This window comes from Marinobacter segnicrescens (assembly GCF_900111555.1).
Classification (GTDB): Bacteria; Pseudomonadota; Gammaproteobacteria; order Pseudomonadales; family Oleiphilaceae; genus Marinobacter; species Marinobacter segnicrescens.
Genome location: NZ_FOHZ01000006.1, coordinates 152359 through 179122, shown reverse-complemented (window position 1 = coordinate 179122; position 26764 = coordinate 152359). Strand labels below are relative to the sequence as shown.

The following is a 26764-nucleotide window of genomic DNA, read 5'->3' as shown; positions in this document are numbered from 1 at the left end:
ATCCTTTCATTCGTTTCCATTTCAGCAACCGGAGCCAGTCTCTATATGGCACATGAAGAACTGCACCTGAACCTGCGCAACCTGACAGAAACGGACTATGAGCAGCTCAAGGTGCTGATGGACCGCGTCTACGATGACATTGGTGGTGCCTGGCCGAGGGAAACCATCAATGCCCTGATCGAGCAGTTTCCGGACGGGCAAATCTGTATCGAAGACAGTGGCGAGCTGATTGCGGTTGCTCTTACGGTCTGTGTGAAGTACGAGCGGTTCAGTAACCCCCACACCTATGACGACCTGATTCTCCGTAATGAGAAAATCTGGCATAACGCCAACGGCGATTCCCTGTACGGCTTGGACGTATTCATACACCCGGATTACCGCGGCTATCGCCTGGGCCGCAGGCTCTATGAAGCCCGCAAGGAGCTTTGCCGTTCCAAGAATTTGCGGGCAATCCTGGCCGGTGGTCGCATTCCGAACTATCACAAGTACGCGGACCAGTACACGCCGGCGGAGTACATCCAGCGGGTAGACCGCAAGGAGATCTACGACCCGATTCTCAGCTTCCAGCTGTCCAACGATTTCCAGGTCACTCGCCTGATGCACAAGTACCTGCCGGAGGATCAGAAATCACTGGGTTACGCGACCTTGCTGGAGTGGAATAACATTCTCTATACGCCACCTTCCACGGTGCTCAACACCCGTAAGACCCAGGTGCGCATGGGCGCGGTCCAGTGGCAGATGCGGGAATTCACCTCTGTGGATGAGGTACTCCGCCAGGTGGAATACTTCGTTGATGCCCTCTCCGACTACAAGAGTGACATCGCGATTTTCCCGGAATTCTTCAACGCACCCCTGATGGGTCTGACTGACCAGATGGACCAGACCCGGGCGATCCGCTTCCTGGCCGGATTTACCGAGCAGTTCCGCAACGAAATGTCTGAAATGGCAGTGAGTTACAACATCAATATTATCACCGGCTCCATGCCCCTGATTGAGGATGACCGGGTCTACAATGTGTCCTATCTCTGCCATCGTGATGGCCGAGTGGACGAGCAGCGCAAGATTCACATTACGCCACATGAGCGTCGCGACTGGGTTATCGAGGGTGGCGACCGGTTCCAGGTGTTTGATACAGACTCCGGCCGGGTGGCCATTATGATCTGCTATGACATCGAGTTCCCGGAACTCGGGCGTATCGCCGCGGCTGAAGAGGTGGACATTATCTGTGTCCCCTTCTGGACAGACACCAAGAACGGTTATTTGCGGGTGCGTCACTGCGCCCAGGCCCGGGCTATCGAGAATGAGTGTTATGTGGTGATTACAGGCAGTGTTGGCAACCTGCCAAAGGTGGAAAACCTGGACGTTCAGTATGCCCAGTCCTCAGTGTTCTCGCCGTCCGACTTTGCCTTTCCCCATGATGCGGTGATGGCGGAAACCACTCCGAATACCGAGATGATCATGTTCTCGGACCTTGACCTTGAAAAACTCACACTGGTTCGCGCAGAAGGCTCCGTAACCAACCTCAAGGATCGCCGAACGGATCTTTACACCCTGCACACCAACGACAAGGAACATGATATCGTAGAGGATGATTCCTGAGTCCAAGCCCCGAAAGTTCTGAAACGGGCGTTATTTCACATTAAGTCCGCTGGCTACCGTCCTGAAAATATTGCCTTCACCGGGATCCGTGGCTAAGGTTTAACCAGACTCACGAGGATCACATCCACATTCGCCGATGGCCCGCTCACACCGTCCGGGCCAGTAATGGTGAGAGTTACAAGTGTCGGAATGTACCATGCAGATGCCAGATAACCGTTACCACACCCCGCTGCCAGACCTGCTTGCGCGTTTCACGCTCCGTAAGGGCTTTTTTCGCAAGGAACTGGTGGAAGCCCGTCTGTTTGACCTGAATCAGTTCGGGTGTGTCCTCAAAACCGATAAGGTATTCGAGCCAGGCGATACCCTCGGCCTGGAACTGGAGATGTCCATGCCCTTCGAGAACCTGATTGCAAGCGGGCTCACGGGGCTGGTAACCGAACGAAGAAAGTACTGTAGCAATTTTTTCTATTCTATTGATTTTATTGGTAGCGACTACCGGCCGAAAGCAGAGGACTCTGACCAGTTAATGCGAATTCGTGATGTCCTCGATCGAAAACAGTCCCTGCTGTCACGGCGTGACGGCGCCGGCGTCAGTGCGCCTGCCTGACCAGGGGGTTCCTCGCTTTGGGCCTCACGGCAATCATCGGATTTTCCGGTCGGGCAATCCGACTGGCCTTCAAAGCGGTATAAACCATCAGCTCGTCACACGAAGTGAACAGGGAGTGGCACCATGGCAAAGAGCAAGAACACCAAGAGCAGCAAGTCCGGCGATAACCGACCAAACGTTGACAAGATCGTCAAGAAGGTCAACAAGGAGTTTGAGAAAACCTCCACCCAGATCGAAAAGCTCGTGGACGATGCTTTCAAACAGTTGGACTCTCTCCAGAACCAGATTCAGGAGCCGGTTCGCAAGCTGATGAAGGAAATCGACGAGCTGCGTGATCGGGAAATGAAACGGTTCCACGATGAACTGGACCGTCGCATGGAGGAATTCCAGAAAATCCAGAACACGGTTATGGAACGTCTTGGCATTGCGCAACGGGAAGCAAAGCGTGGCCAGGAGGCAGTAACCCGCTCCCTGGAAAAAGAAGCCACCAGTACCGCAAAGACAGCGAAAAAAGCTGGCAAGAAAACCGCTACCAAGGCCAAGAGTAGTGCCACCAGGGCGAAAACAGACGCCAAGGCCGGTGCTCGAAAGGCTACCGCTACGGCGAAGGCCGCCAGCAAGGGCAACGACCTCAGCGACCTGACCAGAATCAAGGGTATTGGCCCGGTTACCGCGCGCAAACTCCAGGGTGCGGGCATTACTTCCATTAACCAGATCGCCAATCCGACCGAAGCCGAACAGGAGAAACTGAACCAGTTCTCAAGTACGAAAGGCTTCCGGACCTGGCCCGACGAAGCGAAGAAACTGATCGGATGAAGGAAACGGAACAGCCGGTACTGCGTGACATCGTACTGATTGGTGGTGGCCACAGCCACGTTGGAGTCCTCAAGCGTTTTGCGATGAAACCGGTGCCGGGTGTTCGCCTGACACTGATCTGTCGCGACACGCACACCCCCTACTCCGGCATGCTGCCCGGCTACGTGGCCGGGCACTACAGCTACGACGACTGCCACATCGACCTCAGCAAGCTGGCGGAGTTTGCCGGCGCCCGGTTCTACCGGGATGAAGCGATTGGCGTTGATCGTAACACCAAGCGCATCCTCTGCCGGGGGCGCCCTTCTGTTCCCTATGACCTGCTATCCATCAATATTGGCTCCACGCCACGGGTCAACGAAGTTCCAGGCGCCAGTGACCATGCCGTACCGGTCAAACCCATCAACGGGTTCAATCAGCGCTGGCTTTCATTACTGGAACGGGCAGAGACCCATGAAGGGCCGCTGTCGGTTGGTGTTGTAGGCGCGGGGGCCGGTGGTGTTGAGCTCACACTCGCCATGCAGCATCGGTTACGCAAGGAATACAAGACCCGGGGCAAGGATCCGGACCAACTGTCGTTTCATCTGTTCGACCAGGCGAGCGAACTTTTGCCTACCCATAATGAGCGAGTTCGAGAGGCGTTCAGCAAGACACTCCGTAAGCGCGGTGTCCATCTGCATCTTGGCAGTGCCGTTACCCGGGTTGAGCATGGCCATCTCCGTACCGAAAACGACCACTCCTTTGACCTGGACGAAGTGCTCTGGGTCACCCGTGCCGGTGGCCCTGCCTGGCTCAGGGAAACCGGGCTGGCGCTGGACGATGGTGGCTTTATTCGCTGTCGGGATACGCTTCAGAGCGAAACCGATGACGATGTCTTCGCCGCCGGCGATATTGCGAACGTGGTGGACCATCCCCGGGAGAAGGCCGGCGTCTTTGCAGTCCGCCAGGGGCCGCCACTGGCAGACAACCTGCGCCGCGCCGCCCTTGGCAGGCAACCAAAACCGTTTACCCCCCAGAAGACCTGGCTGGCCCTGATAAGCACTGGCGACAAGTATGCCATCGCCTCCAAAGGTGACCGATTCGCCCAGGGTCGCCTGGTGTGGCGTTGGAAGGATTGGATCGACCGACGCTTCATGAAGAAGTTCAACGAGCTACCAGCCATGGAGGAGTCCTCTGCCCTGCCGGATACCTCTGCCGCGCAGAACCCGGAGGAAGCCTCCCAGGCCATTTCTGCAGTGGCTATGCGCTGCGGCGGCTGTGGCGCCAAGGTGGGCAGTACGGTGCTGTCCCGGGCACTCGGCGAACTGCGCCCCATCGAGCGGGATGACATTCTCGTGGGGCTGCATGCGCCGGATGATGCCGCCGTGCTGACCGTGCCTCCGGGCAAGGCCGTAGTCCATACAGTGGACTTCTTCCGGGCATTTATTGATGACCCCTATGTATTCGGCAAGGTAGCTGCCAATCACAGCCTGGGCGATGTGTTTGCCATGGGTGCCGAAGCCCAAAGCGCGACCGCCGTTGCCACCGTGCCCTACGGCATTGAGTCCAAGGTGGAAGATGTGGTCTACCAGATGATGTCCGGTGCCGTGGAAGTGCTGAATGACGCCGGCTGTGCCCTGGTAGGCGGGCACACAGGTGAAGGCAAGGAGCTCGCCCTGGGTTTTGCGGTCAACGGCCTGATTGATCCTGCCAAGGTGATGAGCAAGGGCGGCCTGAAGGCCGGTGACAAGCTGATCCTGACCAAGGCCATCGGTACCGGTACCCTGTTCGCAGCCCACGCCCGCCTGGCCGCCAGGGGCCGCTGGATCGATTCAGCCCTGGCCTCCATGATTCAGTCCAACCAGGAAGGCGCCCGCTGCCTGCTGCGCTATGGCGCCAAGGCCTGTACTGATGTGACAGGTTTCGGACTGCTGGGCCACCTGGTGGAAATGACCCGCCCCTCCGGTGTCGATGCTGTCCTGGAGCTGTCGGCTATCCCGGTCCTGCCCGGGGCCGAAGAGACCGCTGCCGCAGGCATCCTGAGCTCTCTGCAGCCCGCCAATATCCGCCTGCGCCGGGGCATCCGGGACCAGGCCAGGTGGGTTGACCATCCCCGCTACCCGCTTATCTTCGATCCGCAGACCGCGGGCGGACTGCTGGCCAGCGTGCCGGCCGACCAGGCGGAGGCCTGCGTCGCAGAGCTTCGGTCCCTGGGCTATCCGCTGACCTCCATTATTGGCGAAGTCACCGAACAGGGGGAGGCCATAGAGCCCATCAGTCTGCGGGACTGAGGGCTACAGCCTTTGTCAGGGCCTCGTCCAGGGAGGCTTGCTCCCGTTCCGGCGTAAATTCCAGCGCCAACCTGTCAACGAGGTGGCGCAGGTTATCCAGCCACTCAGGCTCCTGCTCTGCCCTGAGCATAAGCCCTGCAAGGGCCTGCTCATCGCCAACGGGATAGACACCGGGGTAGTTTTCCCCCAGCAAGCCGAGATTGCCGGGAATGTCGGAGGCCAGCACCGGCAGACCCGCCCGGCAGGCCTCGGAAACCACATTGGCGCCGCCTTCCATGGTAGAACTGATGACCATGGCGCGGCACTGGCTCATCAGCAGTGAAGCCTGTTCCCTGGGAATCTCACCCAGCCACTGGTACCGGGGGTTGTTGGTCATTTCGTCCCTGGCAGCCTCGGCCCAGCCATTGTCATGGGCCTTGCCGGCCTGCAGTATGTGAATCCTTGATTCAGGCGGCAGCAGCCGGGCAGCGAGGGCGGCCCGCAAAGGGTCCTTCTCTTCCCGGAGATGGCCAATGACACAAAGGTCAAAACGATCGTTGTCAGCCGGTAACCTGCTGGCCCGCTCCGGCGGAGTGGCCGCAGACTGCAGCACAACAGTAATACGAGACCGGAGTTCTTCCGGCACCACCTGCCATGCGAGGTGGTGCAGTACGATAAGCCCATCCGCCGCTGCCATGGTGGCAAGGGTCTGCTCCGGGTGGCTGTACTGGAACCGATACAGGTCCGTTCCAGTCAGCGCAATAATCATCGGCTTCTGCCCCTGTTCCCGGCGCCAGCGTGTCACGGCATCCCGGCTGCGCCAGGCATGCAACGCAATCAGCACATCGGCATCGCAAGCCTGCTGAGCATCATAGTTGGTGCCTACTGTGACCCGATGACCAAGCCCCTCCAGTAACCGTGTCCAGCGCTCGGCCGTCGCCCGGTTGCCCGAGAGTGAACCCCGGGGGGCGGGAGTCAATAGCAGTAGTTTCATTAAGTTGCTACCATTCAGTAGTGTCAGATGATTTCTACGGTAGGCCAATCGAGTCAGGTCATCGTAGAGTATCATTACAACCGGCACATGCGCTGCCTGAACCCTTCACCTCAAGGACCGATCCCTATGTTCAAAAAAATTCTTGGCCTGGCTACCATAGCCGCCGCCATGCAGACCTATGCCCTTTCCGCAGCGGCAGACACGTTTGTCTTCACCGCCATTCCGGACCAGGACGAGACGCAGCTGATTGAGCGCTTCGGTGCTGTCGAGGCCTACCTGGAAGAGCAACTGGACGTGGACGTGAAGTACATTCCGGTAAAATCCTATGCAGCCGCTGTTTCCGCCTTCCGCAACAACCAGGTTCAACTGGCCTGGTTCGGTGGCCTTTCCGGTGTGCAGGCCCGCCGCCTTGTGCCGGGCTCTGAAGCTATCGCCCAGGGTGTGGAAGATCCCGAGTTCCAGAGTTATGTGATTGCCAATACCAGCACCGGCCTGGAACCCATGGACGAGCTGTCAGAGGATCTCGAGGGCATGACCTTCACCTTTGGCTCCAAGGGTTCAACCTCTGGCCGGTTGATGCCGGAGTTTTTCCTGCGAGAGGCCTATGGCGAGGCCCCTGACGAGTTCTTCTCGAGGGTCGGCTTCAGCGGAAACCATACCCGAACCGTTCGCCTGGTGGAGGCCGGCACCTATCAATTAGGCGCGGTCAACTACAAGGTCTGGGAATCCGGTGTGGAAGATGGCTCTATTGATACCGACAAGGTACAGGTGATCTGGAAGACGCCTTACTACCCGGATTACCAGTGGACCATTCGCGGTGACGTCGACGAGCGCTTCGGCGAAGGCTTCAAGGATCGCGTAACCCAGGCCTTGCTGGACATGGACGACCCTGAGCTGCTCAAGCGGTTCCCCCGGGCCGGCTTTATCCCGGCATCGAACGAGGACTATGCGCCCATCGAAGAAACCGCCGAAGAACTGGGCCTGCTGAACTGATGAAGGCACCGCTGGAACTGGATGGACTGTCAGGCTACTTCGGGGGGCAACGGGTTCTTGGCCCGCTGTCCCTGTCGGTTGCGCCAGGGGACAAGATTGCCCTGGTGGGCAAGAGCGGTGCGGGCAAGTCCACCCTGATCCGGCTGATCCACGACCGGGTGGGCGATGAGGCGGCCCTGGTTCCCCAGGAACTGGGCCTGGTCAACGCCCTGCCCGTCTTCCATAACGTCTTTATGGCCAGGCTGGAGCAGCACAACGCACTCTACAACCTGGCCACACTGATTCGGCCGTTCAAAGCCGACCGGGAAGCGGTGACTGCCATCCTGGGCGAACTGGATATGTCTGACAAGCTGTGGAGCCCGGCCGCAAGGCTGTCTGGTGGCCAGCGTCAGCGCGCCGCCATTGGTCGCGCCCTTTATCGCAACGCCGACATGCTGCTGGCCGACGAGCCGGTCTCCGCCCTCGATGGCCCACTGGCCCACAAGGTCATGGCGCTGCTCAGGGACAGATTTAACACCTCGATAGTGGCGTTACATGACGTGGAGCTTGCGCTGGCCTACAGTAACCGGATCGTGGGCATCCAGGACGGCAAAATCGCCCTGGATGAGCCAAGTCAGTCCCTGACGGCGGCGGACATCCGCCCGCTATACGACTGAAGGCCACACCATGATGCAGGGTTGGGCCAATATACCCATAAGTCGCTCCAGAACGGCCAGAACCAGCCTGTTCTTCGTGGCGCTGGCCCTGGTGTGCCTGGCCATGGCGGATATTGCCATTACCACGGCGAACCCCTGGCAGGACCTGATGCGTTTCTTCTGGGGTGTGATGACCCCGGACTTCTTCTCCAGCGCGGGACTCGCTACCGCCCTGCTCCGCACCCTGGCCTTCGCCTTTGTGGGGGTGACCCTTGGAGCTGGCGCCGGCTTTCTGTTGGCGCTGGTGTACCGCTTCCGAATGGTTCGTACCTTTTGCGCGTTCATCCGCGCCATTCACGAGCTATTCTGGGCGCTGATCTTCCTTCAGTTCTTCGGCTTCCATCCCCTCACCGGGGTCCTCGCCATTGCCATTCCCTACGCCGGAATATTTGCCAAGGTGTATTCGGAAATACTGGACGAGGCGGACCAGGAGCCCCGTAACCTGCTTCCTTCTGGCGTCGGAGCGCTTTCGGCCTTCGTCTATACCCGCATCCCGGATTGTTGGGAACAGCTGCGCACCTATACCTCCTACCGCCTGGAGTGCGGCTTTCGGTCCAGCGCCATCCTGGGGTTTGTCGGCCTGCCTACCCTTGGCTTCTACCTGGAATCGGCGTTCTCCCAGGGACATTACTCCGAAGCCGGGGCGGTGCTGATTCTGTTCTATGTACTGATTGCTACTATCCCGTTATGGGTGCGGCCACGTATGCTGCCATTCTATATTGTGGCGGCGCCCTTCTTCCTGGGTGACGGAATGCCCATTATGTGGGGGAATGTCCGCCGATTCTTTACCGAAGACATCGTGCCGGCGCCCCTGCGTGAGACATCTTCCGAAGCCTTCTGGCCCTGGTTGAGTGACCTGGTGGTGAACCAGGCCCTCCCTGGCATCTGGAACACGTTGTTGCTGACACAGATGGCCCTGGTGGCGACCGGTGTTATAGCGTTGCTGGCCTTCCCGCTGATTTCGCGCCACTTCGGAAACCGGCTCTCCCGCACCGGGGGCCACGTGCTGCTGGTGATTGCCAGATCCACCCCTGAATACATCCTGGCCTATATCCTGCTGCAGCTGTGGGGGCCGTCCATGCTACCGGCAGTGGTGGCCCTGGCCCTGCACAACGGCGGTATTATCGGCCATCTGATTGGCCGTCAGTCCAGCACCATTGGGCTGCGCCCTGACGCACCCAGGGGGCTGATGCGCTACGGCTATGAGCTGGTACCCCGGGTGTACCCGTCGTTCCTGGCATTCCTGTTCTATCGATGGGAGATCATCATGCGGGAAACCGCCATCCTGGGGATTCTGGGCATTTATACATTGGGCTTCTATGTCGACAGCGCCATCCAGAATATCCAGTTCGACAAGGCCATGATCCTGATTCTGGTCACGGCGTTACTGAATATCGGGATCGACGGGCTATCCCGCCGTATTCGCCGGTGCCTGGCCTTGCAGACCATGCCAACCTGCTGACATTGCTGATGCTCAGGAAGCTTCGGAAGGACTGAACAGGGCCCGGAAAGGCAGTTCGAACGGCTCGCCGGCAACCTGCACGTTAATCCGCCAAACCATCTCGTCACCGGTGGTGCAGAACGGTGGTACGAAGCGCACCCGGTATTCCCCGGGCAGGCCTGTCGCGCTCAGTGCCATGGGATACTCCCCCATGTACATACTCTCACCGGTGAGTACGATCAGGGGTTTGGCAGCCACGCCGGGTATGGTCACGTCCAGTTGCAGCTCATCCCCTGAAAGCGGGATCAGCGTCAGTTTTGCGGCGCCACCTGGCGTTTGCCACTGGCAGGTTTCGACCAGTGGATGGCAAGTGGCTTGACTGGCGTTGTCCGTGGCCGATTCAGGCGCACCCAGCCATTGCGGCAACCACCAGGCAAAAGCCGCCAGGGCAACAACAAATAATACGGCTAACGCAGTGCGAATCATGGGTACTCCAACAACCAGGCGGGACACCGATCCGGTGGCATTATGCCTGTGGCCAATGACCTTCTCCACTGGTCCGGCACAGGATTTGTCCGTATACGCACCGGAACGGGGTGCCCTGTTCACCCATAACATGCGAAAATGCCGGACTTTTCCAAAACCTGCTGACGGAGAACCCGCTGTGCAACCGGATATATCGGTCCAGAACCTCAGCAAGACCTACGGCGATGGCTTCCAGGCCCTCAAGAATGTCAGCCTGGACATACAGAAGGGGGAGATCTTCGCCCTGCTCGGCCCCAATGGCGCCGGCAAGACCACCCTGATCAGTATCATCTGTGGTCTCGTGAACCCCTCCAGCGGCACGGTGACCGCCGCCGGGCACGATATCGTCCGTGAGTTCCGGGCTGCGCGGCAGGCGATCGGCCTGGTACCCCAGGAACTGAATACCGACTCCTTCGAAAAAGTCTGGAACACCGTCAGCTTCAGCCGCGGGCTTTTCGGCAAGCCACCCAATCCGGCCCATATCGAGAAAGTCTTGCGAGACCTGTCGCTGTGGGACAAGCGCAACAACCGGGTCATGTCCCTTTCCGGTGGCATGAAGCGCCGCGTCATGATCGCCAAGGCCCTTTCCCACGAGCCGGATATCCTGTTCCTTGACGAGCCCACCGCCGGTGTTGATGTGGAACTGCGCCGGGATATGTGGGAGATGGTACGCAAGTTAAGGGAGAGTGGCGTTACGATCATTCTCACGACCCACTACATCGAGGAAGCCGAGGAAATGGCGGACCGCATCGGCGTGATCCGCAACGGCGAACTGATCCTGGTGGAGGATAAGGCCACCCTTATGTCGAAGCTGGGCCGAAAGGAACTGCGCCTGCACCTGCAAGCCCCGCTGGAAGAATTGCCGCCGGAACTGAAAGACCAGCCCATTGAGCTTTCCGAAGATGGCTATGAGCTGATCTACACCTTCGACAGCCAGCAGGAGCAGGCCGGTGTGGCCCTGCTGTTGCGCACACTGGGAGAGCTGGGTGTGGAGTACCGGGACCTGCAGACCCGTGAGAGTTCCCTTGAAGAGATTTTCGTAGGGCTGGTTCATCACGACTGATACGCCCCACAACCGGAGAGAATCTATGAACCTGTATGGCATCCTCGCCATCTACAAGTTTGAAATGGCCCGCATGTGGCGAACCCTGATGCAGAGTGTCGCCTCACCGGTGATCTCTACATCCCTGTATTTCGTGGTGTTTGGCTCCGCCATTGGATCCCGCATGGGAGATATTGACGGCATCAGCTATGGCGCCTACATCATACCGGGGCTGATCATGCTGACGCTGCTGATGCAAAGCATCTCCAACGCCAGCTTCGGCATCTACATGCCACGGTTCTCGGGCACCATCTACGAGGTACTGTCGGCGCCCGTGTCCTACATTGAGGTGGTCATCGGCTATGTCGGGGCGGCAGCCACCAAGTCGGTCATCCTGGGCCTGATCATCCTTGCCACCGCACGGCTGTTCGTGGATTACAGCGTCTTGCATCCCGTCTGGATGATCTCGTTCCTGGTGCTGACCGCGGTGACCTTCAGCCTGTTCGGTTTCATTATCGGTGTGTGGGCGGACGGTTTTGAGAAGCTTCAGATCGTGCCGCTGATGATCGTTACGCCTTTGGTGTTTCTCGGCGGGACCTTCTATTCCATCGATATGCTGCCGGAGATCTGGCAGACCATCACCCTGTTCAACCCGGTGGTATACCTGATTTCCGGTTTCCGGTGGGCTTTCTATGGCGTCTCGGACATTCACATCGGTATCAGTGTTGGCATGATTATGGTGTTCCTGACCTTGTGCATGGTGCTGATCGCATGGATCTTCCGCACCGGGTACCGGCTCAAGCCATGACATCCCGTAGCCGGATTGCAGGTTTATTCCGGGCGTTTCTGGCTTTCTGGCTGGTCGTGGCAGCGGCCTTTGCCCAGAGTTCCCCACCCCAGCAACTTGAGACCTGGGAGGCCTGCCTGATCACCGATGAAAGGGCCATTCCGGTAACCCTCGAACACGCGGTGACAGCCGAACAGCGGCGCTGGGGCCTGATGGAGCGGCAAAGCCTGCCGGCCCGCGCCGGTATGTTGTTCTTTTACGATTCTGATCGCCCTGCCTCTGCGGGTTTCTGGATGTACCGAACCCGAATTCCCCTGGATATCGCCTGGCTGGATGAGAATGGTGTCATCCTCGCCATGGACACCATGACACCGTGCGAAACCGACCAGGCCCGCGACTGCCCCACCTGGCCTGCCGGGGTTCCACACCGGAACGTGCTGGAAATGAACGCCGGTTTTTTCGAGACACATCATGTCGACGTTGGCGACAAGTTAGTTGCAAACCTGAACGACAATATACCCTGCTCCATGGCTGATTGAATCATTGGCCCGGTACCAGTCCTTGATAGATCTCACAGCCTTTTGACACGTTTCTGGTTCTGCCTCTTCTCTAGACCGCTTCGGCTATGCGGGCCACGGTATCGGAGGTTTACCCGGCCTGATCGGTTGACAGGACACCAGGTCAAATAAAAAACGTCCCGGCGACAGCCGGGACGTTTTTGTCAGCTTGCACGCAGTTCCTACATGCCGTGGGTAGATGCATCCACTTTCGAAAACACCTCATTCCAATAAAGCTCGCCCAGCTCTTCCTGAGAGTCCACATCCTTTACCAGTTCGACCCATTTTTCGAGAACCGGGCGGAACTCTTCGAGCATTTCTGCGCCATTCGTCACGCCATAGGTTTCCTCGTAGAACTGGGAGATAACCTCCATATCCTTACGAACAAACGCACGTGTTGCCTCTTGAAGCTCCTTTGACGCGGTGTGAACCTCAATCCCCATTTCATCGCGGGCACGCTCCAACACGGCAGCTTCACGCTGGTGATATACCCAGGGAATCTCGGCGGAAATATAGGCCCCGGCATGCAGCATGGCAGTACGCTGATTATCCGTCAGACTCTGCCAAGTGCTCCTGTTAGTGTTGGAAATTGGCGCTCCGGCGAAGACGCCGCCAGGTACATCGATGGTAATATCGGTAGTAGCTTCAATGATCCCGAGGTTTTCAAGGTCTGGTGCGGATATGATTGCACAGTCCACCACACCCTGCTCCAGAGCTTCAAAGGTTTCGTTGCCGGAGAGCGTAACCGGACTAGCTCCAAATGTTTGTGCCCACCGCGACCATTGGGAGCCCGCCGCACGCAGACGCTTACCTTTGAGCTCTTCCACTGTGGTCACTGGCTCACTACAGTTCAGCATGTAGTTGGAACTGGACGCGATACCGGTAAAGACCTGATTCTGAGCCTCAAATTCACTATGGCATTCTTCACACTGGAAAAAAATATACTCCGCTAATGCTCCAATGTACGCTGTTCCCTCCTTGCCCTGTATTTCGTCACCGAAAAACTGGAGCTGCATAGCCGCTTCGGCAAGCAGGTTGGTATGAGCGTATTCAGACGGAAAGTACGCACTAAGCAGATAGCCAATGTCGGCCATCCCGTCCCTAATTCCCGCTGAAGTTTCCGCAAAATTAAGCAGCGACAGTGGGTACACTTTCACAGAGAGCTCCCCATCGGAGAACTTTTCTACACGGTCCGCGTAGTTTTGCGCGGCCTTGGCAGAATCACTTCCGGGCGGGTAACCGATCGCATAGGAGAGGGTTCTGGCGTCCGCAACGGAGGAAAGGGCCATACCGCCGACGACCAGCGACGTTGATAAAACACGAACCAGGGATGTTACAGGCATGCTAGTACTCCGGATATTTGTTGTTGTAATACGGGTTTTGGGCTCCCTCCCCAAAATGGTTCACATCCTGAAATATCACGATAGTCGTGCAATGCCTAACCAATCAACCGATTGGTTAAAAAATCGTCGGAATGGACGAGGGGAAGCGGATCAACCTGAGTCGAAAGCGGGGAATGTTTCTATAGCAAGTGGTGCCCGGGGCCGGACTCGAACCGGCACGACCTAACGGTCAGGGGATTTTAAGTCCCCAGTGTCTACCAATTTCACCACCCGGGCATTTCGGAAGGGTAAAGACGCGCCGAATTGTATAAGGCCATGGCGCGCAAAGCAATTGGCAGGCTAACCGCTGTCTGGGGTTGCGGCAATTTTGACCGCCGTACCATGATAGAGGTAGCCGGCGATCTGTGGGGCTCCGGGCATGTAAAAGTTTTCCAACTCCTTAATGGAGAACCCCGCCTGTTCGATCAGCCGAGCGATCGGGCGATTCAGGTGGCAACCGCCGGCGAATTTCTTCCAGACCGGGGTGATTCTGTGCTGCCACTTCCGCGTAGGGTTCTCGGGGGCTTCACCGTGCTCCAGGAACAACAACTCCCCACCAGGCCTGAGGACCCGCATCATCTGCTCCAGGGCGCGCTGGTGACCCGGAATAGTGCAAAGTGTGAAAGTCAGCAGAACCGTATCTACACTGTTATTCGGAAGTGGAATTTCCTCTCCTGGAAGGTCCAGCCACTGGACGGGTACCCGGGATTTGGCCATGTTATCGGCGGCTTTCAGTCGCATACCCGGTGAAGGCTCCAAACCATACACCAACTGGACAGTATCCGGGTTGTAGAACTCAAGGTTAATGGCCGACCCCATGCCCACTTCCAGTACGATACCGGTGGCCCGCGGGACTAACTGGCTGCGCAGCTTCATGACCTGGCCCACTGAACACGCCTTGTCGATGATATGGGGAAGTATGCGTTCCTCGTAAAAGCCCAAGGTTTTCTCCACAATTGATTTAACGCAAGTGCGTGCGACATTCTGCCCCTATGGAGAACAGCGGCTTCAGAGTAGCATGCTAGTGTTCCAGAATATAAGTTAGCTGCCGGTACTAACAAAAACTGCACAAACGGAAGGCAGTATACCAAGGTGGGAGTGGCCTCACTCTCCATAAGAACTGTAGGTACCGGAGGTTTACGATGGAGCTAGATCCCCTGTTGCTATCGCGAATCCAGTTCGCGTTCGTGGTTTCCTTCCACGCTATTTTCCCCGTCTTTACCATTGGCCTGGCCTCCTACATCGCGGTGCTGGAAGGGCTAGCCTTCAAGACTGAAAACCCGGTCTGGACCCGACTGTCCACTTTCTGGATAAAGGTGTTTGCGGTGGTTTTCGGCATGGGCGTGGTGTCCGGGATTGTCATGTCGTTCCAGTTCGGAACCAACTGGTCAAACTTTGCCCAGGCGACGGCCAACTTCCTCGGGCCCATGCTCAGCTATGAGGTGGTGACGGCGTTCTTCCTGGAAGCCGCATTCCTGGGCGTATTGCTGTTCGGCCGTGACAAGGTGCCGGCAGGGGTCCATCTCTTCGCGGCAATCATGGTGGCTTTCGGCACGTTTATCTCATCCTTCTGGATACTCTCCGCCAATAGTTGGATGCAGACCCCGGCCGGCGTTGAGTTTCGGGAAGGGATTTTCCATGTCACGTCCTGGTCCGAAGCCATCTTCAATCCCTCATTCACGTGGCGCTTTGTTCACATGGTGATGGCCTCATTCCTCACCGGTGGCTTTGTGGTTGCAGGTGTGAGCGCCTGGTACCTTCTGCGCGGACGCGAGGTTGAGGCCAACCGCAAGGCCCTGTCCATGTGCCTGTGGATGCTCCTGGTCATGGCCCCGTCCCAGGCAGTGATTGGCGACTTCCATGGTCTGAATACCCAGGAACACCAGCCAGTCAAGGTTGCCGCGATGGAAGGTAACTGGGAAACCGATACCCGTGTGCCCCTGCTGCTGTTTGCCCTGCCCGACCAGGAAAACCAGACCAATCACTTCGAAATCGGGATTCCGGGGATGGCCAGCCTGATCCTGGCCCATGATATCGACGGTGAAGTGCCCGGGCTGGACCTGGTACCGCAAGAGGAGCAGCCCCCGGTAATGCTGGTGTTCTGGAGCTTCCGGGTAATGGTGGGGCTTGGCTTCCTGATGATCGGCTTCGCCATCGCCGGCCTGGTATTGCGCCGGGGTGGGCGTTACGCCGAGAACCGCTGGTTCCTGCAGGGGCTGCGGCTGATGTCGTTGACGCCCTTTGTAGCGGTACTGGCCGGTTGGTTCGTTACCGAGTTTGGCCGCGCGCCCTGGGTAGTCTACGGCATGATGACCCAGGCGGAGGGGCTGACACCCTCCCTCACTGGCGGCATGGCCCTGTTTACCCTGATCGGTTATATCGTTGTCTACGCCCTGGTGTTCTCGGCAGGCGTTTACTACCTGATGCGAGTACTGCACGACGGACTTGAGGCAAAGGACCGGGAATACTCGTCGGACCACCCCAAGCGGCCGCTTTCCGCAGCCCATGTGCCGTTTGAATACAACGAAGACATCGTGCGTCCGGGAGGGTACTGATTATGGAACTTTTTGACCTGGCCCTTATATGGGCATTCATCATCGGCTTTGGCGTCATCATGTATGTATTGATGGATGGCTTTGATCTGGGCGTGGGAATTCTCTTCCCCTTTGCGCCGGATGATGAGTCCCGTGATGTGATGATGAACTCCGTGGCACCGGTCTGGGATGGTAACGAGACCTGGCTGGTACTTGGCGGTGCCGGGCTATTGGCAGCCTTCCCCATGGTGTACTCGATTCTCCTGCCGGCGTTGTACATCGGCGTGTTCCTGATGCTGGCCGGCCTGATTTTCCGCGGGGTGGCCTTTGAATTCCGGTTCAAGGCCAATACCTCCCGTTACCTCTGGAACTGGGCGTTTGCCGGTGGTTCCACCGTTGCTGCCTTTGCCCAGGGCGTCGTGGTCGGTGCCTATATCGAAGGTTTTGAAACGGCAAACGGCGTCTACGTCGGTGGTGCGCTGGACTGGCTGACACCCTTTACCGTGCTGACCGGACTTGGCCTGCTGGCCGGTTATAGCCTGTTGGGGGCCACCTGGCTGGTGCTCAAGACCGAGGGTGAACTCCAGCAATGGGCGCGCAGACTGGTTATACCTCTGCTGGTGGCTGTGCTGGTGGTGTTTGCGATCATCAGCATCTGGACACCGTTCGTCGATCCGTTCGTGCGCGACCGCTGGTTTAATCACATCACACTGATCTGGGTGTTCCCCGCCTTCGGCCTGTTCTGCGCCTGGCAGATCTTCCGGGCCACTCGCCGGCACAAGGACGGCATGCCGTTTGTTGCGACCATGGGATTATTTATCAGTACCTACCTTGGGCTGATCGTCAGCAAATGGCCTTACGTAGTGCCGCCGGACTACACCCTGTGGGACGCATCTTCAGCCTATGGATCGCAGCTGTTCCTGCTGCTGGGCCTGTTGTTCGTGATCCCGGTCGTGCTGGGGTACACCGCCTGGACCTACTGGGTATTCCGCGGCAAGGTCCGTGCCGGGGAAGGCTACCACTGAGTGCCTGAACCCTCCCCCGACACACCCTCCCGGGAGGCAGCGCGCTGGCTGAGGGAGCGCCAGCGCCCTGCCCTGGGTGTCATTCGAGCCGCCGCTCTGGCGGGCATCCTCGCCGCCGTTGCATCTTTCTTCCAGCTGGGGGGAATGGCCTGGATTGCCCATCAGGTACTGGTGGGCAAACAGCCGCCAGACCAGTTGGTTGCCGTGGTTATCATGGTGTTGGCCGTCATTGCAGTGCGGGCAGCCGCCGTTGCCCTGCAGAACCGATTTTCAGCCAGCGCCAGTGACCGGATACGGCTGGCCCTGCGCCGGGACCTGCTTGATCATTTTCACCACCTTGGCCCTATCGGTGTCGGTCAGTCCTCAGCGGGCACCCTGGCGTCAGAGTGGCAGGACCAGGTAGAAGCACTGCACGGATACTACGCCCACTACCTTCCCCAGATGGTGCTCTCGGTGGTGGTGCCACTGTTGATACTGGTCACTGTAGTCTGGCTGGACTGGCTGGCCGCACTGTTCCTGCTATTGTCGGCTCCGCTGATTCCCCTGTTCATGGCCCTGGTGGGTATGGGAGCGGAGAAGCTGAACCAGCAACACATGGAAACCCTGGGACGCCTGTCCGGTCATTTCCTGGACCGCCTGCGGGGGTTGTCCACCTTGCAGCTGTTTGAATACACCGGTGCCGCCACCCGCGAGATTGCGGAGGCCACCGACCAGTACCGGCAGGTAAACATGAAGACCCTCAGGGTGGCGTTTCTGTCCTCGGCGGTGCTGGAGTTCTTCGCCTCCATTGCCATCGCAGTGATTGCCATCTATATCGGTTTCGGGTTACTGGGCTATATCTCCTACGGTCCGTCCCCGGAGCTCACCCTGTTCTCGGGCCTGTTCATACTGCTACTGGCACCGGAGTTCTACCAGCCCCTGCGCCAGCTGGCACAGCATTACCACGACCGGGCGACAGCGCTGGGCGCGGCAGCGCAGTTGCAGCAACGGCTTGCAACGCGTCCCGGCGCCACCACGGGTTCGCCCGGTCAGGCCTGCGGAAACAGGACTGCCGTGGTGGAAGTGGTTCATGCGTCCGTTGTTTTTCCCGACGGGAGCATCGGCCTTGAGCCCTTGTCCCTGGTGGTCGGCAAAGGCGGAGGTCAAGCCGAGCTGGTTGCCCTGGCTGGCCCCTCCGGCTCGGGCAAGTCCACCCTGCTCCACCTGATTGCCGGATTTCTGCCCCCCACAAGCGGCGTGGTCCGTGTGAACGGTGAGGAACCGGGGGCCCGGCCCTTTGGCTGGCTGGGGCAGACACCATTCATTCGGCAGGATACCTGGGCCGGTAACCTGCGGATGGTGGCACCGGATGCAACCGACGAGACGTTGCTGGATGCCCTTGAGAAAGTCGGTCTGGGTGACCTGGTCCGGCAGCGCCCCGGGGGACTCGATACACCCGTTAATGAAGGTGGCGGGGGGCTGTCAGGTGGCCAGGCCCGCCGGCTGGCTGTGGCCAGGCTGTTTTTGGCACGCTACCCACTGATCCTGATGGACGAACCTACCGCCGGGCTGGACACCCGCAGCGAGCATTACCTGCTGGAGGCCATTCGCCAACTGCGGGATCAGGGCTCTACCATCATTATGGCCAGTCACCACCCGGCAGCGTTGGCTGCCGCAGACCGTTGTCTGACCCTGGTGGACGGGAGACTCCAGGATGAATGAACTGCGGCCCTGGGTTGAGCTCATTGCCGCCCGCTGGCGAAGGCTGCTGGTTGGCGGCCTGCTGATGTTTGCCACGGTGCTGGCAGGGATTGGCCTGCTGGCACTGTCGGGCTGGTTTATCACCGCCACAGCCCTGACCGGATTATTGCTGGCGGCCGGCGTAGCGGCACAACTGGATATCTACACACCGGGCGGCGGTATACGTTTTTTTGCCCTGGCGCGAACCGTATCCCGCTACCTGGAGCGGGTTTACAACCATGACACCGTGCTCAGGTTACTTGCCGATGTGCGGGTTACCCTGTTTTCCCGCCTGACTATGACCAGGCCCAACCGGGTTGGGGCCAAGCGCCCGGCTGACTGGCTGAATCGACTGATTGCTGATATTGACGCGCTGGACACCCTTTACCTGCAACTGGTCGCCCCGCCTGGACTGGCCCTGGCCGGTCTGTTGCTCGCTGGCCTGGTGATGGCCATGGTAGCACCTCCGCTGATCTGGTCGCTGGTGCCCCTGGCGCTGTTACCCCTGGTTTTATACCTGCTGGCCCGCCACACCCTGGCACCGTCTCGCAACCAGGGCGAGCAGGCCGAAGCCCTGCGTGGCCGCTTTGTCGATGTCATTGAGGGTAACGCAGAACTCCAGGCCGCCCACCTGTGGTCCAGGGAAGCCGATGCCCTGCTTCACAACAGTCGCACCCTGGATAACACGCGCTTGCTGGTTGAGCGGCAGGCCGCAATGGCCAATGGTTTGACCTTGATGGCGGTCCAGCTGGCGTCAGTGATTGCCATGCTGACCGGGCTGTCACTCTGGCGATCTGGCGAGCTCAGCGGTCCGGTAGCCTTGCTGTTTACCCTGGCGGTTCTGGGCCTCGGGGAAGCGTTTACCGGTTTGCCGGCGGCCTTCAGCCGTCTTGGGGCGACCCTTGGTGCGGCCGGCCGTCTGAACGGTGAAGGTGAGTCCCGCTCCCCGGGCGATTCTGGCCCGCATCCTGGCCCGGGTAACCTGCAGTTCGCCGACTTGGTTGTGGAGCAGAACGGAGAGGCCCTGATGCGCCCCGTTTCCCTGGAACTGCCGGAGGGCGGCCGCCTGGCCCTCATTGGCCGGTCCGGCGCTGGCAAGTCCACGATGCTGGATGTGTTGGCGGGTCTGAACGACAACTGGCACGGCGAGCTGAAACTGGCAGGCCGAGCACTTGACCCGGCCAGCACCAGGGACTGGCGCAGCGGTGTCAGTTACCTGACCCAACGTACCCACCTGTTCAGCGATACCGTCGCCGCCAATCTGCGGATCGCAAAGCCGGAGGCCGCGGACCAGGAACTCAATGCGGTACTGGCCGCTGTCGCACTGACGCCGTTGCTGGAGCGGTTACCCAATGGGCTCTACAGCATGATTGGCGAACAGGGGCGGAGGCTATCCGGCGGTGAGCGTCGCCGCCTCGCCCTGGCCAGAGCCCTGTTGCGACCTTCCTGGTTGCTATTGCTCGATGAACCATTCACAGGCTTGGACAGCGCCACCATCGAGCAGATCCGTGTGTCCATGGAACCCTGGCTACAAGGACGGACCTGCGTGTTTGCCGGCCACAATACTGCCGCCTTGCCAGGTACCGACATCCAGCTGAACCTTGACGGAAGTCAGTAAAGCGGGTTAACTAAAATGGCAATATCTCGTTGTATTCCAGAGTTTTTCTCCTCAGCTTTCGCACCCCACCAAGTTGCACCGGAGATGAAGTGTACTATCTGAAGGCCTTTTCCCATGCTTTCCTGCATGCACTGAAAAACCTCCTCCCGATCGTGGTGGTTGTGGCCTTCTTCCAGGTGCTGGTGCTTCAGCAGCTTCCCGATAACCTGGCCAGTATGATCGTTGGCCTTTTGATCGTGGCGGCCGGTGTGGCACTTTTTCTCCAGGGCCTGGACCTGAGTATATTCCCGGTCGGCAAAAGCCTCTCGAACCAATTTGCCCGCAAGGGTTCCGTGCCGGTGCTACTGGCCTTCGGATTTGCGCTCGGCTTTTCGGCGGTTGTGGCCGAACCGGCTCTGATCGCTGTCGCCATGCAGGCCCAGGAGATCAGCGGCGGCCGGATTGACGGATTCACCCTGCGAATGCTGGTCGCGGTTTCCGTGGGCCTTGTGACAGCACTCGGGGTGTTTCGAACGATTTTCGGCTTGCCCCTGCACTGGTTCATGATCACCGGCTATGTCACCGTTGTCATTGTTACCTGGTTCTCGCCGCCCGAAATCGTGGGTCTGGCTTACGATTCCGGTGGGGTCACCACCAATGTCGTAACGGTCCCCCTGATTGCTGCGCTGGGTATCGGGCTGGCTACATCCATCCGCGGTCGTAACCCGTTAATTGACGGATTCGGACTGGTGGCCCTTGCGGTTATGGTGCCCATGATTACCGTCCAGTTGTACGGCATTGTGGTGTATGGGGGACAAGAAGAGCTGCCCGATGATGTGTCGTTGCTCGCATCAGGCGGCGAAACCTCACCCGCTTCCGGCATTGCAACGATAATCAGCGAACTCGCGGGAATGGTTCGGGATGTGCTACCCATCATCGCCACAGTGCTCATCTTCCAGTACCTGGTGTTACGCAAGACCCTCGCAAACCCTCGCCGTGTTGCCTTCGGCTTCATACTGGTGATTCTTGGTCTCTACGCGTTTGTGGTGGGCCTGAAGCTGGGCCTTTTCCCGATTGGTACCAGTATGGCAGAGCAGCTGATCAGGCTTGACGGTTACCTGTTCGTCTACCTGTTTGCATTTACCATCGGCTTTGCCACTACCATGGCCGAACCCGCCCTGATTGCTATAGGCCAGCAGGCTGAGGAGGCGGCTGCGGGCCAGATTAACGGTAACGTGATTCGTATACTGGTGGCCTGCGGGGTGGCGGTTGGTATCACCATTGGTGTGCACCGCATCATCGCCGGCGACTCCATGCATTTTTATATTATCGGCGGGTATACCGTGGTCATACTGTTGACGCTACTGGCGCCCCGGTACATCGTGGCCCTCGCCTACGACCTTGGCGGGGTTACCACGTCGGAAGTCACGGTGCCACTGGTGACTGCGCTCGGCATAGGCCTGGCGACGAATATCGAGGGGCGCAATGTACTGATCGACGGCTTTGGACTTATTGCCTTTGCCTCGATCTTCCCTATTGTGACGGTCATGGGCTACGCCATACTGGCCGAGTGGATGAACCGACGACGTGAGGTAGAATCATGAAATTTTCCGCGCTTGCGGCCATCGTCCCTGAGGACCTGGAGCAGGAATGCATCGATGCCGCCCGGGAATTGGGCGCTGGTGGTATCACGGTTCTGGCTGGCCGCGGGATCAGCAATACCGCCCGCAAGACCTTCTTTGGGCTTACCTACGATGGGAGCCAGAGCGTCCTGCTGATGGTGCTGGAAAAAGGCCTGTCGCTGGAAATTCTCAAGGCTATCCAGAAAGTGATCATGCCGGACAACAGGGACTCTAGCGGCATCGTGTTTACCCTTCCGCTTGAACATCTGGGAGGGATCGATTTCAGCCAGGTAGAGAAATTCGAGCAACATCTCAAAGATTCACAGGAATAGGAGCCACCTGATGCTGACAGTTAGGGACGTGATGGTTCGGGAAGTAATCAAGGTGTCGCCCTTTGCCACCATCCGGGAGGCGATAACCCTGATGAAGCAACATGGTGTGAAATCGCTGGTGGTAGAACAACAGAACGAGCACGATGCCTGGGGGCTGATCACCTACACCAACATTCTCAAGACGGTAATTGCAGAAGACGGTGATATCGACCTGCTCAACGTTTACGACGTCTGCGCGAAGCCGGTAATCAGCGTTGGCGAAAGTCTCGGGTTGCGCCACGTGGCTGCTCTGATGAGCGACCACCGGGTGAAACGTCTGCTGGTACTGGAAGACAACCGCCTGCTGGGGTTCGTGACGATGGACGACATTATGGCGGCACTGTTCGAGAGAATGGAAAGTTAACAGCCCCCTTTAGAACAGGGGCTGCAGGGTGCTGTGGGTTTCAGGCAGTCGAGGCTGTCAAAACCTCGAACGTTACCTTCGCGTTGGCCTGTAATCGCTTCAGCAGGTCGCCATCCATCAGGCTCGACGGCGTCCAGAACCCGCCCACTGCATCCTCTGGCACATCAAAGGCAAGACATTCCGCCGCCTGGGCGAGCATTCGGCTGGTGGAACCATATCCCGGATCGCCCTGGCCGGTCACCTTGACCGTCAGGCTCTCGCCACCCTCCGTGGTGCCAATAAATCGCAGGTCGTAGAAGCCTTTTTGCTGGGCTGCCTGGTCCGGACCCTCGCCGGGTTCCGGCAGCACGAATCGTTCCAGGGCCCAGCGGGTGGGCTTGATGGCGGTTGCCAGGGCAAAACCGCCCATGGCACCGGCAACTGCCAGCGCCCTTCCCCGTCCTTTCAGGCCGCGCCCGGTCATCATTGCCTCGTCATACTGGAACTCGGTTCCGTAACAGGCGTCCAGTAATGCGTTGGAGCGGTGCACCACCCGGGTGTTGATAGCGGCCATCAGAAACGGCGCCACCCACGATTCCAGGTCATGGTCGAACTCCGCCGCCTTGACGCTGGGCTGGCGAGTGACAGAACGATGGTCTGGCGGACACAGGGAGAAGGGGTTCGCAAGCTCCTTTCGAAGTGCCTTGTTGGAGGCGGCTTCCTTGATGACGTTCATCAGACTGGCGACGGTGCCCCCGGAAAGACCACCCTTGGCGGCCTTTACTCGCATTTTCACGCGTTGGCAGGGCTGACCAAAACGGGAGATGGCCTCCTGCTGCAGGTACCACACCCCCATGTCGGAAGGAATGGAGTCAAAACCACAACAATGAACGATCCTTGCGCCGGTGACCTTCGCCCTCTCCTCATAAAGCTGGATCATCCGGCGTATCCACTGCACTTCACCGGTCAGGTCACAATAGTCCGTCCCGGTTTCCACACAGGCCCGGACCAGGGGCTCGCCGTGAAGTGCGTAGGGGCCCACAGTGGAGACAACGACCCGGGTTTGTTCGCACATGGCGTTCAGGGAATCCGCGTCGCCAGCATCTGCAATGAGCATGGGCAGGTTGACGGCTGCCGGGCCCAGCTCATCTTTCAACCTGTCCAGCTTTGCCTTGGAACGACCGGCAATGGCCCAGCGTACCGGTTTTCCTTCGTTACCCTGTGAGTCCTTCCCGTCTCCAAAACCATGACGTTCAGCCATCCGGCGAGTGAGGATCTTTCCGACAAAGCTGGTAGCGCCGAACAGCACGATATCAAACGGAGTTTCCATGGCAGTTGCTCCTTTGGGGTGAGGGGAAGTTGGTCAACATGGTCCGGGAGTCTGCAAGGATAGCAGAGCGAAGGCGGGCATGATGTAAGCGGGACGTTTCTTTCTTCCGGGGACAAAAAAGGGGCGCCCGGAAGCGCCCCTTTTTCATCTGAAACAAGCCCTTACAGGACTTTCTTCAGTTCCTCTTCAAGCTGTGGAACAGCTTCGAAAAGGTCAGCTACCAGGCCGTAGTCTGCAACCTGGAAGATCGGGGCTTCTTCGTCCTTGTTGATCGCAACGATCACCTTGGAATCACCCATACCAGCCAGGTGCTGGATAGCACCGGAGATGCCCACGGCAACGTATAGCTGCGGAGCAACGATTTTGCCGGTCTGGCCGACCTGCATGTCGTTAGGCACGAAGCCGGCGTCAACAGCCGCGCGAGATGCACCAACAGCCGCACCCAGCAGGTCAGCAACCTGCTCGAGCATCTTGAAGTTCTCGCCGTTCTGCATGCCGCGGCCACCGGAGATAACGATGGAGGCGCTTGCCAGGTCCGGACGGTCAGACTTGGCCAGTTCTTCGCTGACAAAGGAAGAAATACCGGCATCCTTGACCACGTCCAGGTTCTCGACAGAAGCGGAACCACCTTCACCGGCAACCGGATCAAACCCGGTCGGGCGAACGGTGATCACCTTGGTGCTGTCCTTGGACTTGACGGTCGCGATGGCGTTACCGGCATAGATCGGACGAACAAAGGTGTCAGCGTCAACGACGCCCATGATGTCGGATACCTGGGCAACGTCCAGCAACGCAGCAACACGCGGCATGAAGTCCTTGCCAGTGGTACCGGCAGCGGCCAGGATATGGCTGTAACCGTTGCCTACTTCGGCGACCAGCTCGCCAAGGTTCTCACCCAGGTTGTGACCGTAGGCAGCGTTGTCGGCAACCAGTACCTTGTTAACGCCTTCGGCCTTCGCGGCCTGCTCGGCAACCGCACCACAGTTCTCGCCGGCAACCAGAACGTCGATATCGCCACCGATCTCCTTGGCAGCAGCCAGGACACTCAGGGTAGCCTGCTTGAGGCTGCTGTTATCGTGTTCAGCAAATACCAGGATGCTCATTTAGATCACCTTCGCTTCGTTCTTCAGTTTGTCGACCAGCTGGGCTACGTCTTCTACCTTGATACCAGCCTTGCGTGCGGCAGGCGCCTCAACCTTGACGGTTTCCAGGCGATGGGCCATATCGACACCCAGGTCAGCCGGGGTGGTGGCGTCCAGCGGCTTCTTCTTGGCCTTCATGATGTTCGGCAGTGAAGCGTAGCGCGGCTCATTCAGACGCAGGTCAGTGGTGACCACAGCCGGCAGGTTCAGGGAAACGGTCATCAGGCCGCCGTCAACTTCACGGGTTACGTTGACCTTTTCACCATCTACAACAACTTCGGACGCGAAGGTACCCTGGGCCATACCGGTCAGGGCGGCCAGCATCTGGCCAGTCTGGTTGTTGTCGGAATCGATGGACTGCTTGCCGAGGATAACCAGCTTCGGCTCTTCCTTCTCGACAATCGCCTTCAGCAGCTTGGCAGCTTCCAGGGACTGGACTTCTTCGTCAGTCTCCACGTGGATACCGCGATCAGCACCGAGGGCCAGGGCTGTGCGGATCTGCTCCTGGGCAGCCTTCGGGCCAATTGAAACCACGACGATCTCGCTGGCAACGCCCTTTTCCTTCAGGCGAACCGCTTCTTCAACCGCGATTTCACAGAAGGGGTTCATTGCCATCTTGACGTTGGCAAGATCAACACCGGAGTTGTCCGGCTTGACGCGCACCTTCACGTTGTAGTCGATAACTCGTTTTACAGCGACCAGAACCTTCATAGATTCCTCGTTCTTCTACGATGGGTTTAATGACTCGTAATCAGAAAGACTCTCGCCGGAACCACCCGGGAAACGAACCGCCAGGGCTGGCAACACCAGAGCATTCATGATTCCTGTCGCTCCGACCGCTCGAGACGCCGCGGCCGAACCTTGATTCAAACAGCAAAACTCCGTTGGACCTGCTGTCAGGGCGCCATAATACTGAAGGCAAAGACCCGGTGGGTCAATAGCAAATGCAGCATTGCGGCGGCTTTGCAAGGCATTTCAGGGCTTTTTTGCGGTATTTTTCCGGATCGCATGTTCTGATTTTGACCCTTAAAAGCCAGTTTTGATTGCGTTATTGAAACACTGTTTCGCAAAATATGGTAAGATTAGCTTTGCTTGCTATCCGGTTGGTTTCCTCCTGATCGGGGTAGTAACCGGAGCGTTCAAACCTTGCCAGAAACCGGCACCATATTCAAACGAGCGTTTGAACTAAGCAAAAAGCAGGTTAAACTGTCGTTTATCAGCCAGTTGTCCGGTAATATGTGCCCTTTGCCCTGAGCGCGGGTACGCCACGCCGGGCCCTGGCCACGAACATGTGACATGTTCAATAAACCAAATAGATGAAGGGACAGACGCAGTGTGTGCCCGGCGCATCACCTGCCCCGGCTGAATCCGGTCGGCGCCCGAACGTGCCAGATTCC

The 26764-nt window shown here is 58.5% G+C and carries 24 protein-coding genes and 1 tRNA gene; 17 read left to right on the top strand and 8 right to left on the bottom strand.

Annotated features, from left to right (window positions below; translation table 11 throughout):
• Positions 1 to 45 precede the first annotated feature (45 nt).
• From BM036_RS08630 to selD, 4 genes are all read left to right on the top strand, one after another.
• Complete coding sequence (locus BM036_RS08630) at positions 46 to 1599, top strand: bifunctional GNAT family N-acetyltransferase/carbon-nitrogen hydrolase family protein (protein ID WP_091850513.1); 1554 nt, start codon at positions 46 to 48, stop codon at positions 1597 to 1599.
• Positions 1600 to 1795: 196 nt separating this feature from the next.
• Entirely contained in the window at positions 1796 to 2206 is a 411-nt protein-coding gene (locus BM036_RS08625) for a hypothetical protein (RefSeq protein WP_245742537.1), read from the top strand.
• Between the two features lie 123 nt (positions 2207 to 2329).
• The gene (locus BM036_RS08620; RefSeq protein WP_091850511.1) at positions 2330 to 3022 is read left to right on the top strand and encodes a helix-hairpin-helix domain-containing protein; all 693 of its coding nucleotides are present in this window, start codon (positions 2330 to 2332) and stop codon (positions 3020 to 3022) included.
• Positions 3019 to 5289, top strand: coding sequence for a selenide, water dikinase SelD (selD, locus tag BM036_RS08615; protein WP_091850509.1), 2271 nt, complete (start codon positions 3019 to 3021; stop codon positions 5287 to 5289). Before BM036_RS08620 ends, selD begins: the two co-directional genes overlap by 4 nt.
• Here the strand turns inward: selD and senB are convergent.
• Positions 5273 to 6262 carry a selenoneine biosynthesis selenosugar synthase SenB gene (gene senB / locus BM036_RS08610; RefSeq protein WP_091850507.1) on the bottom strand — a complete coding sequence of 330 codons (990 nt, stop codon included), beginning with the start codon at positions 6260 to 6262 and terminating at the stop codon, positions 5273 to 5275. The genes selD and senB overlap by 17 nt on opposite strands.
• A gap of 126 nt (positions 6263 to 6388) precedes the next feature.
• Here senB and BM036_RS08605 point away from each other — a divergent pair, with 126 nt between their 5' ends.
• Genes BM036_RS08605 through BM036_RS08595 form a run of 3 tightly spaced genes read left to right on the top strand, consistent with a single transcriptional unit; the run spans position 6389 to position 9412 of the window.
• Complete coding sequence (locus BM036_RS08605; RefSeq protein WP_091850505.1) at positions 6389 to 7255, top strand: putative selenate ABC transporter substrate-binding protein; 867 nt, start codon at positions 6389 to 6391, stop codon at positions 7253 to 7255.
• Entirely contained in the window at positions 7255 to 7911 is a 657-nt protein-coding gene (locus BM036_RS08600; RefSeq protein WP_091850503.1) for an ATP-binding cassette domain-containing protein, read from the top strand. The genes BM036_RS08605 and BM036_RS08600 overlap by 1 nt, the downstream gene beginning before the upstream one ends.
• A gap of 10 nt (positions 7912 to 7921) precedes the next feature.
• Positions 7922 to 9412, top strand: a complete 1491-nt coding sequence (locus BM036_RS08595; RefSeq protein ID WP_425434082.1) for a PhnE/PtxC family ABC transporter permease — start codon at positions 7922 to 7924, stop codon at positions 9410 to 9412.
• Between the two features lie 12 nt (positions 9413 to 9424).
• Here the strand turns inward: BM036_RS08595 and BM036_RS08590 are convergent, their stop codons facing one another.
• Complete coding sequence (locus BM036_RS08590) at positions 9425 to 9877, bottom strand: hypothetical protein (RefSeq protein ID WP_143066584.1); 453 nt, start codon at positions 9875 to 9877, stop codon at positions 9425 to 9427.
• A gap of 178 nt (positions 9878 to 10055) precedes the next feature.
• Here BM036_RS08590 and BM036_RS08585 point away from each other — a divergent pair, with 178 nt between their 5' ends.
• The 3 genes from BM036_RS08585 to BM036_RS08575 are packed head-to-tail and all read left to right on the top strand — an operon-like array spanning position 10056 to position 12284.
• Complete coding sequence (locus BM036_RS08585) at positions 10056 to 10979, top strand: ABC transporter ATP-binding protein (RefSeq protein WP_091850500.1); 924 nt, start codon at positions 10056 to 10058, stop codon at positions 10977 to 10979.
• Between the two features lie 25 nt (positions 10980 to 11004).
• Positions 11005 to 11766, top strand: coding sequence for an ABC transporter permease (locus BM036_RS08580; RefSeq protein ID WP_091850498.1), 762 nt, complete (start codon positions 11005 to 11007; stop codon positions 11764 to 11766).
• Positions 11763 to 12284 carry a DUF192 domain-containing protein gene (locus tag BM036_RS08575; protein ID WP_091850496.1) on the top strand — a complete coding sequence of 174 codons (522 nt, stop codon included), beginning with the start codon at positions 11763 to 11765 and terminating at the stop codon, positions 12282 to 12284. Before BM036_RS08580 ends, BM036_RS08575 begins: the two co-directional genes overlap by 4 nt.
• Before the next feature lie 200 nt (positions 12285 to 12484).
• Here the strand turns inward: BM036_RS08575 and BM036_RS08570 are convergent, their stop codons facing one another.
• The 3 genes from BM036_RS08570 to BM036_RS08560 all read right to left on the bottom strand — a co-directional run bounded on the left by BM036_RS08570 (position 12485) and on the right by BM036_RS08560 (position 14626).
• A complete protein-coding gene (locus BM036_RS08570) occupies positions 12485 to 13645 on the bottom strand; it encodes a C4-dicarboxylate TRAP transporter substrate-binding protein (RefSeq protein ID WP_091850493.1) in 1161 nt (386 codons plus the stop codon).
• 189 nt (positions 13646 to 13834) lie between these two features.
• A tRNA-Leu gene (locus tag BM036_RS08565) sits at positions 13835 to 13921 on the bottom strand.
• A 63-nt stretch (positions 13922 to 13984) separates the two neighbouring features.
• Positions 13985 to 14626 (bottom strand): class I SAM-dependent methyltransferase, encoded by a 642-nt coding sequence (locus BM036_RS08560; RefSeq protein ID WP_091850491.1) that lies wholly within the window; start codon positions 14624 to 14626, stop codon positions 13985 to 13987.
• A 200-nt stretch (positions 14627 to 14826) separates the two neighbouring features.
• On the opposite strand from BM036_RS08560, the gene BM036_RS08555 reads away from it, so the two are divergent.
• The 7 genes from BM036_RS08555 to BM036_RS08525 all read left to right on the top strand — a co-directional run bounded on the left by BM036_RS08555 (position 14827) and on the right by BM036_RS08525 (position 22916).
• A complete protein-coding gene (locus BM036_RS08555; protein ID WP_091850489.1) occupies positions 14827 to 16239 on the top strand; it encodes a cytochrome ubiquinol oxidase subunit I in 1413 nt (470 codons plus the stop codon).
• A gap of 2 nt (positions 16240 to 16241) precedes the next feature.
• A complete protein-coding gene (gene cydB / locus BM036_RS08550; RefSeq protein WP_091850487.1) occupies positions 16242 to 17243 on the top strand; it encodes a cytochrome d ubiquinol oxidase subunit II in 1002 nt (333 codons plus the stop codon).
• Positions 17244 to 18944 (top strand): thiol reductant ABC exporter subunit CydD, encoded by a 1701-nt coding sequence (gene cydD / locus BM036_RS08545; protein WP_091850486.1) that lies wholly within the window; start codon positions 17244 to 17246, stop codon positions 18942 to 18944.
• Positions 18937 to 20580: a thiol reductant ABC exporter subunit CydC gene (cydC, locus tag BM036_RS08540; protein WP_091850484.1), complete on the top strand. Its 1644-nt coding sequence runs from the start codon at positions 18937 to 18939 to the stop codon at positions 20578 to 20580. Before cydD ends, cydC begins: the two co-directional genes overlap by 8 nt.
• Before the next feature lie 89 nt (positions 20581 to 20669).
• A complete protein-coding gene (locus BM036_RS08535; protein ID WP_091850482.1) occupies positions 20670 to 22163 on the top strand; it encodes a DUF1538 domain-containing protein in 1494 nt (497 codons plus the stop codon).
• Complete coding sequence (locus BM036_RS08530) at positions 22160 to 22513, top strand: transcriptional regulator (RefSeq protein WP_091850480.1); 354 nt, start codon at positions 22160 to 22162, stop codon at positions 22511 to 22513. Before BM036_RS08535 ends, BM036_RS08530 begins: the two co-directional genes overlap by 4 nt.
• A gap of 10 nt (positions 22514 to 22523) precedes the next feature.
• Positions 22524 to 22916, top strand: a complete 393-nt coding sequence (locus BM036_RS08525) for a CBS domain-containing protein (protein ID WP_091850478.1) — start codon at positions 22524 to 22526, stop codon at positions 22914 to 22916.
• A 40-nt stretch (positions 22917 to 22956) separates the two neighbouring features.
• On the opposite strand, the gene BM036_RS08520 is transcribed toward BM036_RS08525, so the two are convergent.
• The 3 genes from BM036_RS08520 to BM036_RS08510 all read right to left on the bottom strand — a co-directional run bounded on the left by BM036_RS08520 (position 22957) and on the right by BM036_RS08510 (position 26078).
• On the bottom strand, positions 22957 to 24225 hold the full coding sequence (locus BM036_RS08520; RefSeq protein WP_091850476.1) for a saccharopine dehydrogenase family protein: 1269 nt from the start codon (positions 24223 to 24225) through the stop codon (positions 22957 to 22959).
• 161 nt (positions 24226 to 24386) lie between these two features.
• Positions 24387 to 25328, bottom strand: coding sequence for an electron transfer flavoprotein subunit alpha/FixB family protein (locus tag BM036_RS08515; RefSeq protein ID WP_091850473.1), 942 nt, complete (start codon positions 25326 to 25328; stop codon positions 24387 to 24389).
• Entirely contained in the window at positions 25329 to 26078 is a 750-nt protein-coding gene (locus tag BM036_RS08510; protein WP_091850471.1) for an electron transfer flavoprotein subunit beta/FixA family protein, read from the bottom strand.
• Positions 26079 to 26764: the final 686 nt, after the last annotated feature.

Bases quoted from the DNA above. Each gene is read 5' to 3' on its own strand.
- BM036_RS08590 (WP_143066584.1), bottom strand. From the start codon at position 9,877: ATGATTCGCACTGCGTTAGCCGTATTATTTGTTGTTGCCCTGGCGGCT.
- BM036_RS08600 (WP_091850503.1), top strand. From the start codon at position 7,255: ATGAAGGCACCGCTGGAACTGGATGGACTGTCAGGCTACTTCGGGGGG.
- cydC (WP_091850484.1), top strand. From the start codon at position 18,937: ATGAATGAACTGCGGCCCTGGGTTGAGCTCATTGCCGCCCGCTGGCGA.
- cydB (WP_091850487.1), top strand. From the start codon at position 16,242: ATGGAACTTTTTGACCTGGCCCTTATATGGGCATTCATCATCGGCTTT.
- selD (WP_091850509.1), top strand. From the start codon at position 3,019: ATGAAGGAAACGGAACAGCCGGTACTGCGTGACATCGTACTGATTGGT.
- BM036_RS08510 (WP_091850471.1), bottom strand. From the start codon at position 26,078: ATGAAGGTTCTGGTCGCTGTAAAACGAGTTATCGACTACAACGTGAAG.
- BM036_RS08620 (WP_091850511.1), top strand. From the start codon at position 2,330: ATGGCAAAGAGCAAGAACACCAAGAGCAGCAAGTCCGGCGATAACCGA.
- BM036_RS08575 (WP_091850496.1), top strand. From the start codon at position 11,763: ATGACATCCCGTAGCCGGATTGCAGGTTTATTCCGGGCGTTTCTGGCT.
- BM036_RS08595 (WP_425434082.1), top strand. From the start codon at position 7,922: ATGATGCAGGGTTGGGCCAATATACCCATAAGTCGCTCCAGAACGGCC.
- BM036_RS08605 (WP_091850505.1), top strand. From the start codon at position 6,389: ATGTTCAAAAAAATTCTTGGCCTGGCTACCATAGCCGCCGCCATGCAG.
- BM036_RS08580 (WP_091850498.1), top strand. From the start codon at position 11,005: ATGAACCTGTATGGCATCCTCGCCATCTACAAGTTTGAAATGGCCCGC.
- BM036_RS08555 (WP_091850489.1), top strand. From the start codon at position 14,827: ATGGAGCTAGATCCCCTGTTGCTATCGCGAATCCAGTTCGCGTTCGTG.
- BM036_RS08625 (WP_245742537.1), top strand. From the start codon at position 1,796: ATGCAGATGCCAGATAACCGTTACCACACCCCGCTGCCAGACCTGCTT.
- BM036_RS08525 (WP_091850478.1), top strand. From the start codon at position 22,524: ATGCTGACAGTTAGGGACGTGATGGTTCGGGAAGTAATCAAGGTGTCG.
- BM036_RS08520 (WP_091850476.1), bottom strand. From the start codon at position 24,225: ATGGAAACTCCGTTTGATATCGTGCTGTTCGGCGCTACCAGCTTTGTC.
- senB (WP_091850507.1), bottom strand. From the start codon at position 6,262: ATGAAACTACTGCTATTGACTCCCGCCCCCCGGGGTTCACTCTCGGGC.
- BM036_RS08570 (WP_091850493.1), bottom strand. From the start codon at position 13,645: ATGCCTGTAACATCCCTGGTTCGTGTTTTATCAACGTCGCTGGTCGTC.
- BM036_RS08530 (WP_091850480.1), top strand. From the start codon at position 22,160: ATGAAATTTTCCGCGCTTGCGGCCATCGTCCCTGAGGACCTGGAGCAG.
- BM036_RS08630 (WP_091850513.1), top strand. From the start codon at position 46: ATGGCACATGAAGAACTGCACCTGAACCTGCGCAACCTGACAGAAACG.
- BM036_RS08515 (WP_091850473.1), bottom strand. From the start codon at position 25,328: ATGAGCATCCTGGTATTTGCTGAACACGATAACAGCAGCCTCAAGCAG.